14 protein-coding genes, 1 tRNA gene and 1 pseudogene are annotated in these 15,360 nt (G+C 70.0%); 10 read left to right on the forward strand and 6 right to left on the reverse strand.

All coding sequences use genetic code 11. The annotated features are described in order from the left end of the window. Positions 1 to 44 precede the first annotated feature (44 nt). Together DI269_RS01315 and DI269_RS01320 are read left to right on the forward strand one after the other, a co-directional pair. The gene (locus DI269_RS01315; RefSeq protein ID WP_112133348.1) at positions 45 to 707 is read left to right on the forward strand and encodes a hypothetical protein; all 663 of its coding nucleotides are present in this window, start codon (positions 45 to 47) and stop codon (positions 705 to 707) included. A 34-nt stretch (positions 708 to 741) separates the two neighbouring features. Then, positions 742 to 816 (forward strand) — tRNA-Gln (locus DI269_RS01320). Between the two features lie 7 nt (positions 817 to 823). Here DI269_RS01320 and DI269_RS01325 read toward each other — a convergent pair. From DI269_RS01325 to DI269_RS01340, 4 genes are read right to left on the reverse strand one after another with little or no spacing between them, the layout of a single operon-like run. Further along, positions 824 to 1,909 (reverse strand): ROK family protein, encoded by a 1,086-nt coding sequence (locus tag DI269_RS01325; RefSeq protein ID WP_112133349.1) that lies wholly within the window; start codon positions 1,907 to 1,909, stop codon positions 824 to 826. 3 nt (positions 1,910 to 1,912) lie between these two features. Then, a complete protein-coding gene (locus tag DI269_RS01330; RefSeq protein WP_112133350.1) occupies positions 1,913 to 3,190 on the reverse strand; it encodes a sugar ABC transporter permease in 1,278 nt (425 codons plus the stop codon). Beyond that, positions 3,187 to 3,951 carry an ATP-binding cassette domain-containing protein gene (locus DI269_RS01335; protein ID WP_112133351.1) on the reverse strand — a complete coding sequence of 255 codons (765 nt, stop codon included), beginning with the start codon at positions 3,949 to 3,951 and terminating at the stop codon, positions 3,187 to 3,189. The genes DI269_RS01330 and DI269_RS01335 overlap by 4 nt, the downstream gene beginning before the upstream one ends. A 13-nt stretch (positions 3,952 to 3,964) precedes the next feature. Then, positions 3,965 to 5,062 carry a sugar ABC transporter substrate-binding protein gene (locus DI269_RS01340; protein WP_112133352.1) on the reverse strand — a complete coding sequence of 366 codons (1,098 nt, stop codon included), beginning with the start codon at positions 5,060 to 5,062 and terminating at the stop codon, positions 3,965 to 3,967. A gap of 178 nt (positions 5,063 to 5,240) precedes the next feature. On the opposite strand from DI269_RS01340, the gene glmU reads away from it, so the two are divergent. Both glmU and DI269_RS01350 read left to right on the forward strand, forming a co-directional pair. Beyond that, positions 5,241 to 6,680, forward strand: coding sequence for a bifunctional UDP-N-acetylglucosamine diphosphorylase/glucosamine-1-phosphate N-acetyltransferase GlmU (gene glmU / locus DI269_RS01345; protein ID WP_112133353.1), 1,440 nt, complete (start codon positions 5,241 to 5,243; stop codon positions 6,678 to 6,680). A gap of 101 nt (positions 6,681 to 6,781) precedes the next feature. Beyond that, complete coding sequence (locus tag DI269_RS01350; protein ID WP_112133354.1) at positions 6,782 to 7,765, forward strand: ribose-phosphate diphosphokinase; 984 nt, start codon at positions 6,782 to 6,784, stop codon at positions 7,763 to 7,765. 34 nt (positions 7,766 to 7,799) lie between these two features. Here the strand turns inward: DI269_RS01350 and DI269_RS28930 are convergent, their stop codons facing one another. Together DI269_RS28930 and DI269_RS28935 are read right to left on the reverse strand one after the other, a co-directional pair. Then, on the reverse strand, positions 7,800 to 8,501 hold the full coding sequence (locus DI269_RS28930; RefSeq protein ID WP_408612251.1) for an RNA-guided endonuclease InsQ/TnpB family protein: 702 nt from the start codon (positions 8,499 to 8,501) through the stop codon (positions 7,800 to 7,802). A gap of 245 nt (positions 8,502 to 8,746) precedes the next feature. Further along, positions 8,747 to 8,863: pseudogene (locus DI269_RS28935) on the reverse strand (helix-turn-helix domain-containing protein); the annotation flags it as partial. 298 nt (positions 8,864 to 9,161) lie between these two features. On the opposite strand from DI269_RS28935, the gene DI269_RS01360 reads away from it, so the two are divergent. The 6 genes from DI269_RS01360 (at position 9,162) to DI269_RS01385 (ending at position 15,316) form a co-directional block, all read left to right on the forward strand. Continuing rightward, positions 9,162 to 9,791 carry a 50S ribosomal protein L25/general stress protein Ctc gene (locus tag DI269_RS01360; RefSeq protein ID WP_232822565.1) on the forward strand — a complete coding sequence of 210 codons (630 nt, stop codon included), beginning with the start codon at positions 9,162 to 9,164 and terminating at the stop codon, positions 9,789 to 9,791. A 9-nt stretch (positions 9,792 to 9,800) separates the two neighbouring features. Continuing rightward, positions 9,801 to 10,409, forward strand: a complete 609-nt coding sequence (gene pth, locus DI269_RS01365; protein WP_112133356.1) for an aminoacyl-tRNA hydrolase — start codon at positions 9,801 to 9,803, stop codon at positions 10,407 to 10,409. 125 nt (positions 10,410 to 10,534) lie between these two features. Further along, positions 10,535 to 12,031: a sugar transferase gene (locus DI269_RS01370; protein WP_232822566.1), complete on the forward strand. Its 1,497-nt coding sequence runs from the start codon at positions 10,535 to 10,537 to the stop codon at positions 12,029 to 12,031. Between the two features lie 184 nt (positions 12,032 to 12,215). Further along, positions 12,216 to 13,037, forward strand: coding sequence for a 3'(2'),5'-bisphosphate nucleotidase CysQ (locus DI269_RS01375; protein ID WP_112133357.1), 822 nt, complete (start codon positions 12,216 to 12,218; stop codon positions 13,035 to 13,037). Between the two features lie 78 nt (positions 13,038 to 13,115). Beyond that, a complete protein-coding gene (cysD, locus tag DI269_RS01380; protein ID WP_112133358.1) occupies positions 13,116 to 14,018 on the forward strand; it encodes a sulfate adenylyltransferase subunit CysD in 903 nt (300 codons plus the stop codon). Further along, positions 14,018 to 15,316, forward strand: coding sequence for a sulfate adenylyltransferase subunit 1 (locus DI269_RS01385; protein ID WP_232822567.1), 1,299 nt, complete (start codon positions 14,018 to 14,020; stop codon positions 15,314 to 15,316). Before cysD ends, DI269_RS01385 begins: the two co-directional genes overlap by 1 nt. Positions 15,317 to 15,360 lie beyond the last annotated feature (44 nt).

The following is a 15,360-nucleotide window of genomic DNA, read 5'->3' on the forward strand; positions in this document are numbered from 1 at the left end:
CGCGCCGGAGGGCGCGGCCCCGCCGCATTCCAGGGAGGAGGCCGGTGGAACCGCTCACCGCCATCGTGCTCGGCGCCATGCTGGTCTCCGGCTCCGGCTACCTCGTCTACTACGTCCGCCGGAAGTCGAGCGAGCAGCGGCGGGCCCAGGCGTACGCGCACTGGGCGGCCCAGTGCGGCTTCCAGTACCGGGCGGAGGACCCGGCCGTGGGGGCGCCTTCGGCCTTCGACCCGTTCGTGGTGCCGCTCGGCTCGTTCAACGAGTGGAAGGGGTGCCACGTCTTCTCCGGAGGGCACCGCGGGCACCGGTTCCTCGCCTACGAGTGCACGCGGCCGCAGGACACGGAGCTGAGGGAACCCGAGTTGTACCAGGTGGTCATGGTGCAGCTCCCGGCGCTCCGGCCGCTGCTGGACATCGGTCCGGAGGCGCGCGACTCGGGCGACATGGACTTCGAGTCCCAGGCGTTCAACAACGCGTTTCGCGTGCTCTCGCCGAGCCCGCGCTTCGCGCACGACGTGATCGACCCGCGGATGATGGAGTGGATGCTCGCCAGCCCGTTCGCGCGCGGGACCCGGCTGCGGTTCGAGGGCGCGTGGCTGATGACGTTCCGGTCCGGGCCTCTCGCGGCGGGCGAGATCCTGCCGTATGTCGGCCACCTCGCCGATGTCCTCGACCGCGTACCCAGGCACGTCTGGTCGGAGAAGTAGCGATATCCTTGTTCCGGCCGCTTCGCGCGGCCATTGGCCCGTGGTGTAATCGGCAACACTACTGATTTTGGTTCAGTCGTTTCAGGTTCGAGTCCTGGCGGGCCAGCCATTTTCCTTCAGCGCATGCGGTCGATGACCGTTGCGAAGCCTGTTTCCGCTGCTCCGATGAGGGCGCCTTCGTCGCCGAGGACGGGTGTGCGCAGGCGGAGGCGGGAGCGCAGGTGGGGGAGGGTCGTCTCGGCGAGGGCCGAGCGGACCGGGGCGGCGGTGGCGAGGTAGAGCTCGCGGAGCCAGCCGCCGAAGAGGATCTCGTCGGGGCCGGTGGCGGTGACGACCGCGCCGAGGGCGCGGCCGAGGTCTTCGCCGGAGCGGCGGAGGCCGTCGCGGGCGGCGGCGTCGCCCATGCCCGCGGCGAGGGTGGCGTGCTCGATGTCCTCGGCGTAGCCGAAGACCTCCATCTCCGCTTCCAGGCACCCGCGCAGCCCGCACGCGCATTCGCGTCCGCCGGGCTCGACCACGATGTGGCCCAACTGGATCGACCCGCCCCGCTGGGCGCGGCCGTCGACGACGAGGCCGGCGGTGAGGCCGCGGCCGCCGTGCAAGTACAGGAGTTTCGTGGACTCGTGGGCGTCGCCGCGGGACCATTCGCCGACGGCGGCGGCGGTCGCGGTGTCGACGACCTGCCAGGCGCGGCCGGTGGCGGCGGCGAGGTCGGCGGCGAGGTCGCGGCCGGTCCAGCCGAGCTCGGTCGAGTGGGCGACCGATCCGGCGTCGACCAGGCCGGGCACCGCCGCGACCGCCTCCAGGGCGTCGCGGGCGGTCCCGCCGGTGACCGTTTCGATGGCGTCGACGGGGTCGGCGCCGTCGAGTTCGGTCTCGGCGCGCTCCAGGACCTCGCCGCCGAGGCCGACGAGCGCGAACCGCACCCGGTCGACGCGGACCTCGACGGCGGTGACCGTGGCGGCCTTGGGGACGCACTCGGCGAGGGTCGAGGGCCGGCCGGCCGAGCCGGTCGACCGCCCCGTCGTCTCCTGGACGTACCCCGACTCGGCGAGGTCCGCCGCGAGCGCGCCGATCGTCGACCGGTTGAGCCCCAGGGCCTCGGTGAGTTCGGCGCGGGTCTGGGGACCGTGCCGGTGGAGCTGCTCGACGAGCGCCGCGCGATTGCGCCTCCGCAGCTCCTCTGTCCCGGTCCGGGCCACCGGTCAGTGCCTGCCGAAGAGCTTGCCCCGGCCCCGGGACATGGCGTCGACGCCCGCCGCGAGGAGCAGGACCGCACCGGTGACGCCGAACCGCACGCCGGCGCTGAGGCCCATGAGCCCCATGCCGTTGTTGATGATCGCCACCACCGCTCCTCCCAGGAGGGCAGCCCGCACCGTGCCCTTGCCTCCGAAGAGGCTAGCACCGCCGATCACCGCCGCCCCCACGGAAAGCAGCAGCACATTGGACCCTCCCGTGTTGGGGTCCACCGAGGCCGCGCGGGACGCGGCGACCACGCCGCCGACCGCGGCCATGCCCGAGCAGATGACGAACGCCGCGATGCGGACCCGGTCGACGTTGACGCCGGCGCGCACGGCGGCCTCGGGGTTGCCGCCGACCGCGTACAGGTGGCGCCCGAACCGAGTGCGGTGCAGGACGAACGTCCACACCGCGAACAGGCCGCCGATGATCGCCACGACCACGGGCACGCCGGTGAGCGAGATGATCTGCGGGTTCGCCGAGCGCTCCAGGTTGAGCAGGAACACGCCCGCGGCCAGCAGCGCCCCGAGCGCGCCGATGCGCGCGAGCACGACCGCGATCGGCTCGTGGACGAGCGAGCGCGCGACCCGGCGGCGCCAGCGCTGGACCTGGATCGCGCCGAACGCGGCGATGGTGAGCGCGCACAGCACCCAGCCCTGCCAGCGTTCGAGGTTCCCGCCGGCGATGGTCTTGACGGTCTCGTCGTTGATGGAGATGTTGCTGCCCTCGTCGAGGATCATCAGGACGATCCCCTGGAAGGCCAGGAACGCCGCGAGCGTGACCACGAACGACGGGATGCCGAGCTTGACGACGAGCGTCCCGAGCACGAGCCCGATGACGACGCCGGTGGCGAGGGCCGCGCCGATCGCGAGCGACCAGTGCAGGCCCCAGTCGGTGAGGATCACGGCCATCACGGAGGCGCACACGCCGGACGCGAACCCGGCGGAGAGGTCGATCTCGCCGAGGATGAGGACGAACACGAGGCCCATCGCGATGCACGCGACGGCCGCGCCCTGCCCGAAGAGGTTCGCGAGGTTCCCCACCGACAGGAACACGGGCTTGCTCAGGCCGAAGAACACGCACAGGGCGATGATCCCGGCGACGGCCGGGAGGGCCCCGACCTCGCCGGAGCGGACCTCGGCCCAGTAGTTCTTCGCGTGGTCGAGGACGGCGCGGGTCGCGCCGGGCCCGGCCGGGGCCGCGGGAGGGGTTTCGGCGTCTTGTGGCAGCACAGGTGTGGTCACGGCCGGACTCCGTTCTGGTCGGTGAGGCCCAGCTGGCCGGAGCGGCCGCTGGTGATCAGCTCGACGACCTGCGACTGGGTCGTGTCGGCCGCGTCGAGGACGGCGGCCATGCGGCCCAGGTAGAGCGCGGCGATCCGGTCGGCCACGGCGAAGACGTCGTTGAGGTTGTGGGAGATGTAGAGGACGGCCAGGCCCTGGTCGGCGAGGCGCCGGATGAGTTCGAGGACCTGGCGGGTCTGGGCCACGCCGAGCGCGGCGGTGGGCTCGTCGAGGATGACGAGCCGGGAGTTCCACAGGACCGCCTTGGCGATGGCGACGGTCTGGCGCTGCCCGCCCGAGAGGCTCGCGACGGGCTGGCGGAGGTTGCGGATGGTGCGCACTGCGAGCGAGGAGAGGGTCTCGGCGGCGAGCTGCTCCATGGCGTCGTCGTCGAGGAGGATCCCGCGGCGCTTCTCGCGGCCGAGGAACAGGTTCTCGACGACGTCGAGGTTGTCGCACAGGGCGAGGTCCTGGTAGACGACCTCGATCCCGAGGCCGGCGGCGTCGCGCGGGCTGGAGATGGCGCGGACCTCGCCGTCGACGCGGACCTCGCCGCCGTCGACGGAGTGGATGCCGGCCACGCATTTGACCAGAGTGGACTTCCCTGCGCCGTTGTCGCCGACCAGGGCGCAGACCTCTCCGGCGTCGATCGCGAGATCGACGTCGGAGAGGACCTCCACCGGTCCGAAGCGCTTCGAGATGCCGGTGAGTTCGAGCAGCACCGTGTTCTTACCCCTAACCGATCCCGTGCTCGTCGCACAGGGCCGCGTAGTCGGCGGCGCACAGCTCCGCCGGGTCTGCGAAGCCGTCGTCGACGACGACCTGGATGTTGTCGATGGTGATGGCGACCGGCTCCAGGAGGACCGAGGGGACCTCGGCGGAGCTGATCGGGTCGACCACGCTCGCGTCGGTCTCGGGCGTCTCGCCGTTGGCGAGCGCGACCGCGAGTTCGGCGGCGGCGTCGGCCTCCTGCTTGATCGCCTTGTAGACGGTCATGCACTGGTCGCCGGAGAGGATGTTCTGGAGGCCCTGGATGGTCGCGTCCTGGCCGGTGACCGGGACGGTGCCGTTCAGGTTGTTGCGCTGGAGGACGGTGATCACGGCGTGGGCGAGGCCGTCGTTGGCGGCCAGGACCCCGTCGATCTCGGCGCCGGTGTCGGTGAGCATCTGCTCGAAGAGCGTGCCGCCCTGGGCGTTGTCCCAGTCCGGGACCCACTCGTCGGGGCCCTTCTCGAAGGTGCCGTCGGCGTACAGCGGGTCGAGGACGGAGTCGTAGCCGTTCTTGAACAGGGTCGCGTTGTTGTCGGTCGGCGAGCCGTTGAGCTCGGCGATGAGCGGGGTGGCGGTCGCGCCTTCGAGGCACGAGACGAGGCCCTGGCCCTGGAGGACGCCGACCTGCTCGTTGTCGAAGCTGACGTAGTAGTCGGCGCCGCCGTCCTCGGTGAGGCGGTCGTAGTCGATGGTGGCCACGCCCTGGGACTTGGCCTTCTCGATGACGGTCTTGCCGGTGCCGGAGTCGAGGTTGACCGTGACCAGGACGTCGACGCCGTTGGTCAGCATCTGGTCGGCGATGGTCTGGAAGTCCTCGCGGCTGCCCTGGGCGTTCTGGATGTCGTAGTCGACCCCGGCGGCCTCGAAGGCCTCTTCGAGGTACTTGCGGTCGGCGGTCTCCCACCGGTCGGAGGAGGCCGAGTCGGGGAGGATGACGCCGATGAGGGGGGTGTCCTCGCCCCCGCCCGAGTCGTCGCCGGAGCCGCAGGCGGTGAGGGTGAGGGCCAGTGCCGCCGCGCCCAGCGCGGCCGTGAGTCGGAGCGGGCTGCTGATGGAGTGCATGAGAGGTACCTCCAAGGTTTGTTGTTGACTGCAACATATGATGACCGACACAGTTCGCACAAGATGCGGAGGGATGGAGAACATGTTCCTTACGTAACGATTCGGTAATGGGACCGGCACGCACCGGTCCGGCGGCCCGGGCCGTTCACGTCGCCGCCACCGACTACCATGGCCCATCATGAGCAGTGAGCGTTCTGCGATCATCCTGGCCGCCGGCCTGGGCACCCGCATGAAGTCCGCCCGTCCCAAAGTCCTCCACGAGCTGCTCGGCCGCTCGCTGCTGGGCCACGTCCTCCGGGCGGTGAAGGCCGTCGGGCCCGAGCGCCAGATCGTCGTCGTCGGCGCCGCCGCCGACCAGGTCCGCGAGCACCTCGCCGAGCACGCCCCCGAGTCGACCACCGTCTTCCAGGACAAGCAGCTGGGCACCGGCCACGCCGTGCGCATCGCCATGGAGGCCAACCCGGACCTGACCGGGACCGTCATCGTCGCCTGCGGCGACGCCCCGCTCCTGCGGCCCGACACGCTCGCCGAGCTCGTCGAGGTCCACGAGAAGGCCCGCAACGGCGCCACCGTCCTCACCGCCGAGGTCGACGACCCCACCGGCTTCGGGCGCATCGTCCGCGACAACGAGGGCAACGTCCTGCGCAACGTCGAGCACCGCGACGCCGACCTGGGCGAGCTCGCCATCCGCGAGATCAACTCCGGCACCTACGCGTTCGACGCCGACGTGCTCCGCGAGCAGCTCGCGCGCCTCGACACCGCGAACGACCAGGGCGAGGAGTACCTCACCGACGTCCTCGAACTCGCCCGCGAGGCAGGGCACGCCGTCGGCGCCGTCGTCGTCGACGACCCCACCGAGGTCCTCGGCTGCAACGACCGCGCCCAGCTCGCCGCGCTGCGCCGCATCCTCCAGGGCCGCATCAACACCGAGCTGATGAAGTCCGGCGTGACCATGGAGGACCCCGAGACGGTGTGGATCGATGCCACCGTCAAGGTCGCCCCCGACGTGCTCCTGCACCCGGGCGTCCAGCTCAAGGGCGCCACCGCCGTCGACTCCGGCGCCGAGATCGGCCCCGACACGACGCTCACCGACACCATCGTCGGCGCCGGCGCCGAGGTCGTGCGCTCGCACGCCCTCCAGGCCCACATCGGCGAAGGCGCCCACGTCGGCCCCTTCGCGCACCTGCGCCCGGCCTCCAAGCTCGCCGAGAAGGCCAAGGTCGGCGCGTTCGTGGAGACCAAGAACGCCGAGATCGGCCGCGGCGCCAAGGCCAACCACCTCGCCTACCTCGGCGACGCCACGGTCGGCGCCGACGCGAACATCGGCTGCGGCGTCATCACCGCGAACTACGACGGGGTCCACAAGCACCGCACCGAGATCGGCGAAGGCGCGTTCGTCGGCTGCGACACCGTCCTGGTCGCGCCCGTGTCGGTCGGCGACGGCGCGTACGTCGCCGCCGGGTCCACGATCGTCAAGGACGTCGAGCCCGGCGACCTCGCCGTCGCCCGCGCCCGCCAGGCCGCGCTCACCGACTGGGTCGCCAAGAAGCGCCCCGGCACCGTCTCCGACAAAGCAGCAAGGCGAGCGAAAGGTGAGGCGGGAGTGTCCGAAGCGTGACGCGACACTAAACGCCCCGGTCGGCTGCCGCCGACCGGGCCGGTCGGGGACACTGGAACCGTCGAGGTTCAGGTGAGACGACCTATGGGGGAGCCCACGTCATGGCGAGCATGTCCGCTGTCAACTCCAAGATGCTCATGCTGTTCTCCGGGCGCGCGTACCCGGAGCTGGCCGAGGAGATCGGCAAGCACCTGGGGGTCGCGCCGACCCCGATGAGCGCCTACTCCTTCGCCAACGGCGAGCTGTTCGTCCGGTACCAGGAGTCCGTGCGCGGCTGCGACGCCTTCGTCGTCCAGTCCATGCCCGCGCCGATCAACGAGTGGGTCATGGAGACCCTCATCATGATCGACGCGCTCAAGCGCGGCTCCGCCAAGCGCATCACCATCGTGCTCCCGTTCTACCCGTACGCCCGCCAGGACAAGAAGCACCGCGGCCGCGAGCCCATCTCGGCCCGCCTGGTCGCCGACCTGTTCAAGACCGCCGGCGCCGACCGCATCCTCACCGTCGACCTGCACACCGCGCAGATCCAGGGCTTCTTCGACGGCCCCGTCGACCACCTCTTCGCCATGGGCACGCTCGCGCGCTACGTCGAGGAGAAGTACGCCGACCGCCAGATGGCCATCGTCTCGCCCGACACCGGGCGCGTGCGCCTCGCCGAGCGCTGGTCCGACCGCCTCGGCGGCTGCCCGATCGCGTTCGTGCACAAGACCCGCGACCCGCTCAAGCCCAACCAGGTCGTCGCGCACAAGGTCGTCGGCGACGTCGAGGGCCGCACCTGCCTGCTCATCGACGACATGATCGACACCGCCGGCACCATCTGCTCCGCGGCCGAGATGCTCGCCAAGTCCGGCGTCGAGGACATCGTCATCGCCTCCACGCACGCGATCATGTCCGGCCCCGCCGTCGAGCGCCTCGCCGCCGCCCCCGTCTCCGAGGTCATCGTGACCAACACGCTCCCGCTCCCCAAGGAAGCGCAGGACCTCGACAAGATCACCACCCTCTCCATCGCCCCGCTCGTCGCCAAGGCCATCTGGGAGGTCTTCAACGACGGCTCCGTCACCACCCTGTTCGGCGGCCTCTCCTAATTGACGTCCTCCTCCGCGCTCGCGCGGAGGATTCCTACTCGCCCTGTCGGGTCCGCAGAAGTTGGCGCTTCGCGGACCCGGCTGGTGCCTGGAGGTCTCCGCGCCCTGGAACGGCCCGCCCGGCCGCCGCGATTGCCTGATGTTCTATGTTGCGTGCGGAGTTCACATCGGCATGCTCGCTGAATCCGCAGGCGGTGCATACGAATCGCGCTTGGCTCTTGCGCGATGCCGTATCCACCTTCCCGCAGTCCGGTGCCGAGCAAGTCCGTGAGGTGTCCGCCGCGACTACAAGGATGACCTGTGTGCCGGTGTAGCGGGCTTTCGAACGCAGGGCAGTCTCGAGCCCGAACCAGCCCTTGTTCAAGATCGACCGGTTCAAACCGCGTCTCCGTGCGACCCCGGTTCCGGGTTGTTCGACCGTACCGACCGCGGAGGCGGTCATCGCCTTCGTGTTCAGTTTCTCCAGACCGATCAGTGCAAAATCACGAGTCAGCCGATTCGAACACTGCGCATTGAAGTCGGCTCGGCGGTACCTTGCGCGACGGTAGAGGTCCGAGATCTGATGCTTGACCACTTGTCGCCGATTCGATCCGCGCTGACTTCGCGCGAGTCGGCGCTGCAGCCGAACCAGTGTTTGCCGTCCCGGCTGAGGGTCGCGGACCTCACCACCCCGTCGAGCCGGCGGGACATCCGAAACGACACCCAACCGAACTTCGGAAGCTTCACCCGTCCCCATTTCCGGTTCAGCCGTTCCACCGCGAGCCGGGCACCGTCAGGGAATCGGAACGAGGGCAGGGTCTTTGAACGGGACTTCCAGTTCAGCCGTCGAACACCGTGTCTCTTGCAGGCATTGTCGAGGTCCCGCAGGACTTGCTGCAGACAGTGAACCGGGACCGCGCGCATCCACTCGTACTCGGCGCGGACCTCGGTGAGTTGCCGGCACTGCTCCGCGAACGACACCCATTCGCCGCGGGCCCGGTAGTAGCGCCGCTGCTCCAACGCGATGTTCCACAGATGCCGGGTCGCACCACCGATCGACTCGGCGAACCGTCGCTGGTGTTCGTCGAGTTCCAAGCGGTACTTCCGGCCGGTGAGCATGCAATCGCATCCAGATGAGGTGTGTGGTGCTGCCTGTGCGGATCAGGATGCAATCATCCAGTTCTCGAAATCTCACTGCAAGTAGTCGTGGCGTGTCGAACACCGACTGAAGGGGTCGACACCTCGGTCACATATCGATGCCCGTGTCAAGCCCGACCAGATGCGCGTAGTACTCTGGTGGGGTTGCCGACGGCGAGGGTGTCCTCCAGAGGGCGCCGTAATCGACGCAAAGGCGTAGGTCTTTTCAGGGCTGCTGTGCCCTTCTGAATGCCGACGTGAGCGTCGAGCGCCGCATGAAATGTTGCTTGAAAAACAGGGGAGTATTTCCGTGTCCGAAGTTCGTATCAGCGCAGAGCCTCGCACTGACTTCGGGAAGGGCGGTGCCCGCCGTACGCGCAGGGCTGGAAAGGTTCCCGCGGTGGTCTACGGCCACGGCGAGAAGCCGCGCCACATTTCCCTTCCCGGACTCGAGTTCGCCGCCGCCATCCGCAAGGGCGGCTCCAACCAGCTCATCAGCGTCGAGGTCACCGACGGCACCCGCGAGCTGGTGATCCCCAAGGACATCCAGCGCGACCCGCTCCGTGACGAGATCGTCCACGCGGACCTGCTGATCGTCCGCCGCGGCGAGACCATCACCACCGACATCCCGATCTCCTTCACCGGCGAGGTGGAGAAGGGCGGCCTGGTCGTCCACGAGCTGACCAGCCTGTCCGTCGAGGCCGAGGCCACCCACATCCCCGAGTCCATCGAGGTGGACATCGAGGGCCTGGCCATCGGCTCCCAGCGCACCGTCGCCGAGATCACCGTGCCCGAGGGCATCGTCATCCTCAACGACCCCGCGCAGACCGTCGCCGCCGTGAGCGAGCCCCGCTCCGAGGCCGCCGCCTCCGACGACGAGACCGCCGAGGCCCCGGCCGCCGCGGAGTAGATTCGACTCATGACCGACACCCCGACGCTCGTGGCCGGCCTGGGCAACCCCGGGCCGAAGTACGCCGCGAACCGTCACAACGTCGGTTTCATGGTCGCCGACGCGCTCGCGCGACGTGTCGGCGGCAAGTTCGCCGTGGCCCGCAAGGCCCGCGCCGAAGTCTGCGAGGCCCGCCTGGGGGTAGGCGGGCCTCGCTTCATCCTCGTCAAGCCCCTGACGTTCATGAACCTCTCGGGCGACTCGGTCGCCCCGCTCGCGCAGTACTACGGCATCGCACCCGAATCGGTGATCGCCGTCCACGACGAGCTCGACATCCCCTTCGGCGAGATCCGCATCAAGCGCGGCGGCGGCGAGGGCGGCCACAACGGCCTCCGCTCGCTCTCGAAGTCCCTCGGCACCAAGGACTACGCCCGGGTCCGCTTCGGCGTCGGCCGCCCGCCCGGCCGCCAGGACGCCGCCGACTTCGTCCTCAAGGACTTCGCGAAGGCCGAACGGCCCGAAGTGGAGCTCAACATCGAACTCGCCGCCGACGCGGTCGAGGCGATCATCGAGAAGGGCTTCGTGATGGCGCAGAACGCCGTGAACGCAGCGAAGCGGAGTGAACCGAAGGTTCAGTAACGCGCCTTCTTAGTTCTCGTTGCACCGCAAGGCTTTCAAGCGATCCCTTGACAGTGGACTAGTCTCATGTACTCCTGAGCGTGACAATTCCGTCACTCTTCGTCCGCTCGATCGTTAGATCCCTTGTGACGGTTACCGAGGCACGCGAGAGCATCCAGGGCATCGAGGCGCGCGGGCGCGTCTACTCCATCAGCCCCCAGGGGAGCCGCCCGTACGGCGGGCAGCCGGCGTGGCAGCGGAAGTACTTCGCCGGGATCGTCGGCTCCGACGTCGCCGCCGGCATCTTCGGTGCGGCCCTGGCGTTCTTCGCCCGCTTCGGGCACTTCGACCACCACAGCCGCGTCTACGCGCTCGCGCTCATCGCCCTGCCCGCGGTGTGGATCGCCTCCCTCGGGCTCTCGCGGGCCTTCGAGAAGCGGTACCTGTTCGTGGGCACCGAGGAGTACCAGCGCGTCGTGCACGCCGCCGTCGGCCTCACCGCCGTCGTCGCGATCGTCTCCTATGGACTCGAACTGCCCACCTCGCGCGTGTTCGTGCTCATCGCGATCCCCACGGCCGCAGCGTTCTCCATCACCGCCCGCTTCGTGTGGCGCAAGTGGCTGCACCGGATGCGGCGCTCCGGCAGGTGCATGAAGCGCGTCGTCCTGGTCGGCCACGAGTCCTCCGTCGCCGCGCTCATCGTGCAGCTGCGCCGCGAGCACTACCACGGCCTCAACGTCGTCGCCGCCTGTCTGCCGACCGAGCGGCCCCGAGGTGCCCTGCTGGAGTTCACGACCCGCGTGCGCGGCAGCTTCGACCGCATCGCCGAGGCCGTCGCCGCCGAGCGCGCCGACACCGTGATCGTCCTGTCCTGCCCCGAGATCGACGGCCAGGCGCTGCGCCGTCTCGCGTGGAAGCTCGAACGCAGCGAGGTCGACCTCATCGTTGCCTCCGCGCTCGTCGACGTCGCCGGCGACCGCACCACCGTGCGCCCCGTCGACGGCCTCCCGATGCTCCACCTCGACCACGCCCGCCTCACCGGGGTCCGCCGCGTCGCCAAGGACGCCGTCGACCGCCTCGGCGCGGCGCTCATGCTCCTGATGCTCTCGCCGCTGCTGCTCGGCGCCGCGTTCCTGATCCGCTGCACCTCGCCCGGCCCGGCCCTGTTCAAGCAGGAGCGCATCGGCAAGGACGGCCAGCCGTTCACCATCTGGAAGTTCCGCACCATGTACACCGACGCCGAGCGGCGCCTCGCCGAGATCGCGCACCTCAACGAGAGCGACGGCGTCCTGTTCAAGATGAAGGACGACCCGCGCATCACCACGGTCGGAAAGTACTTGCGCCGCTTCTCGATCGACGAGTTCCCGCAGCTGGTCAACGTCCTGCGCGGCGACATGAGCCTGGTCGGGCCGCGCCCGCCGCTCGCGGTCGAGGTCGCCGCCTACGAAAGCGACATGAGGCGCCGCCTCGCCGTCAAGCCCGGCATGACCGGCCTGTGGCAGGTCTCCGGCCGCTCCGACCTGCCGTGGGAGGAGGCCGTGCGCCTGGACCTGCGGTACGTCGAGCACTGGACGCTCTCGCTCGACTTCGTCATCCTGCTGCGCACCGTCACCGCGATCCTGCGCCCCCAGGGCGCGTACTAGCGACCGTTCCACGAGGTCGGGAGTGTCGCGACGGCGGCGCCCCCGAATCAACAATGACGCCGGGGTCCGACAGTGCCGCGGCTGGCGAAGGAGACCCCCGATGAACCAGCGAGTCGCTCCCATTTCGCGGGATGGCATCGCCCAACATTTGGACGCTGATGGGCCGCAGCGTAGACTGACCGGCATGCACGACGCCCCAGGCTCCGCGTCCCGGACCGGAGCCCCCACCGCCACGCCCGAGGCCGCGGCGCCCGCTGATGCGGCGCTCGCAGCCTCGCTGGCGACCGGCGCGGGGGAGCTGCTGCTCCAGATCAGGGCCGAACTCGGCTTCGCCGACTCGCGCGCGCTCAAGTCCGCGGGCGACCTGCGCGCCAACGACTTCCTGCTCGGCCGCCTCGCGGCCGAGCGCCCCGGCGACGCCGTGCTCTCCGAGGAGGGCAAGGGCGAGGCCGGCCGCGTCGGCACCGAGCGCCTCGCCGCCGACCGGGTCTGGATCATCGACCCGCTCGACGGCACCCGCGAGTACTCCGAGGAGGGCCGCGACGACTGGGCCGTGCACGTCGCCCTCTGGCAGCGGGGCCTCGGCCTCATCGCCGCCGCCGTCGCCCTCCCCGCGCAGGGCGTGACCTTGCGCACCGACCGCGTGTACGCGGTCCCGGCCGAGACGCCCGCCAAGCCGCGGATCGCCGTGTCCCGCACCCGACCGCCCGCCGAGGCGATCGCCGCCGAGGCCGCGCTCGGGGCCGAACTCGTGCCGATGGGCTCGGCCGGAGCCAAGGTCATGGCCGTCGTCGCCGGTACAGTTGACGCCTATGTCCACGCCGGCGGCCAGTTCGAGTGGGACTCCGCCGCGCCCGTCGCGGTGGCCCTGGCCTCCGGCTGGCACGCCACGCGGATCGACGGCGCTCCGCTGCGGTACAACGAGGCCGACCCCTACCTTCCCGACCTGCTGGTCTGTCGCCCCGACCTGGCCGAGCGGCTGCTCGGCGCCGTCGCCGCACGCTGACCATCCGGCCCCGCACCGGGGACCGCCACAACCGACCGACACCCCGTCCGGGGTCGAGCAGAGAGGAGCACTGCGCCGGTGAGCGACTATCGAATCAGCCATATCGCCGCGCTGGAGGCCGAAGCGATCTTCATCTTCCGTGAGGTCGCGGCCACCTGTCAGCGCCCCGTGCTGCTCTTCTCGGGCGGCAAGGACTCGATCGTCATGCTGCACCTGGCGCAGAAGGCCTTCGCGCCGGCGCCGATCCCGTTCCCGGTGATGCACGTCGACACCGGGCAGAACTTCGCGGAGGTCCTCGACTACCGCGACCGGCGGGTCGCCGAGACCGGCGTGCAGCTCATCGTCGCCTCCGTCCAGGACGCGATCGACCGCGGCATGGTCACCGAGCCGCCGGACGGCACCCGCAACCGCATCCAGACGCCGGTGCTCCTCGAAGCCGCCGAGAAGTACCAGTTCGACGCCCTGTTCGGCGGGGCCCGCCGCGACGAGGAGAAGGCCCGCGCCAAGGAGCGCGTGTTCTCCTTCCGGGACGACTTCGGCCAGTGGGACCCCAAGAACCAGCGGCCCGAGCTGTGGAACCTGTACAACGGGCGCGTCCACCCGGGCGAGCAGATCCGGGTATTCCCGCTGTCGAACTGGACCGAGCTCGACGTGTGGCGCTACATCGGCTCCGAGTCGATCCCGCTGCCCGAGGTGTACTTCGCCTCCGAGCGCGAGGTGGTCGACCGCGGCGGGATGCTGTACGCCGTCAACGAGTTCATCCAGCCGCGCGAGGGCGAGGAGGTCTTCAAGGAGACCGTCCGCTACCGGACCGTCGGCGACGCGAACCTGACCGCCGGGGTGCGGTCGGACGCCACGACGATCGACGAGATCATCGCCGAGGTCGAGGTCTCGCGCATCACCGAGCGCGGCGCGACCCGCGGCGACGACCGGACCTCCGAGGCCGCGATGGAAGACCGCAAGAGGGAAGGCTACTTCTGATGACCGACACCATGCCGCCCCGCGAGGACAGCAGAGCCTCCCGCGAGGACACGCACGAGCTGCTGCGCTTCGCCACGGCCGGCTCGGTCGACGACGGCAAGTCCACGCTCATCGGGCGCCTCCTGTTCGACTCCAAGTCGCTCTTCGACGACCAGTGGGACGCCGTCGAGGCCGTCTCCGCCGGCCGCGGCGACGAGTACACCGACCTCGCCCTGCTGACCGACGGCCTGCGCTCCGAGCGCGAGCAGGGCATCACGATCGACGTCGCGTACCGCTACTTCTCCACGCCCGAGCGGAAGTTCATCATCGCGGACACGCCCGGGCACATCCAGTACACGCGGAACATGGTCACCGGCGCCTCGACCGCCGACCTGGCCCTGATCCTCGTCGACGCCCGCAAGGGCCTGGTGGAGCAGTCGCGGCGGCACGCGTTCCTGTGCTCGCTGCTGCGCGTCCCGCACATGGTCCTGTGCGTCAACAAGATGGACCTGGTCGACTACGACGAGGCCGTGTTCAAGCGGATCGAGAACGAGTTCAAGGCGTTCGCGACGAAGCTCGAAGTGCCGGACCTGACGGTCATCCCGGTCTCGGCCCTCAAGGGCGACAACGTCGTCAACCGGTCCCAGAACATGCCGTGGTTCCAGGGCCCGAGCCTCCTCCACCACCTGGAGAAGGTCCACATCGCTTCGGACCGCAACCTCGTGGACGTGCGCTTCCCGGTCCAGCACGTGATCCGGCCGCACTCCAGCGACAACCACGACTACCGCGGCTACGCGGGCCAGATCGCCTCCGGCGTCATGAAGCCCGGCGACGAGGTCATGGTGCTGCCCAGCGGCTTCACGTCCCGCATCGCGTCGATCGAGACCGCCGACGGGCCCCTCGCCGAGGCGTTCCCGCCCCTGTCGGTGACGGTCCGCCTGGAGGACGAGCTCGACGTCTCCCGCGGCGACATGCTGTGCCGCCCCGGGAACCAGGCGCGCGTCTCGCAGGACATCGAGGCCATGGTCTGCTGGATGGACGAGGCCCGCCCGCTGCGCCTGCGCGGCAAGTACGCCATCAAGCACACCACTTCCGACGCGCGCGCGATCGTCAAGGACGTCCAGTACCAGCTCGACATCAACACCCTCCACCGCGACGAGTCCGCGACCGAGCTGTCCCTCAACGAGATCGGCCGCGTCACGCTCCGCACCACGAAGCCGCTCCTGTGCGACGACTACCGCCGCAACCGCTCCACCGGCGGCTTCATCATCATCGACGAGTCCGACAACCGCACCGTGGGCGCCGGCATCATCGTCTAAGCACTGCAACGCGAAAGGGCCCGGCCGCTGATGCGGCCGGGCCC

Source organism: Glycomyces dulcitolivorans (assembly GCF_003265355.1).
Classification (GTDB): Bacteria; Actinomycetota; Actinomycetes; order Mycobacteriales; family Micromonosporaceae; genus Glycomyces; species Glycomyces dulcitolivorans.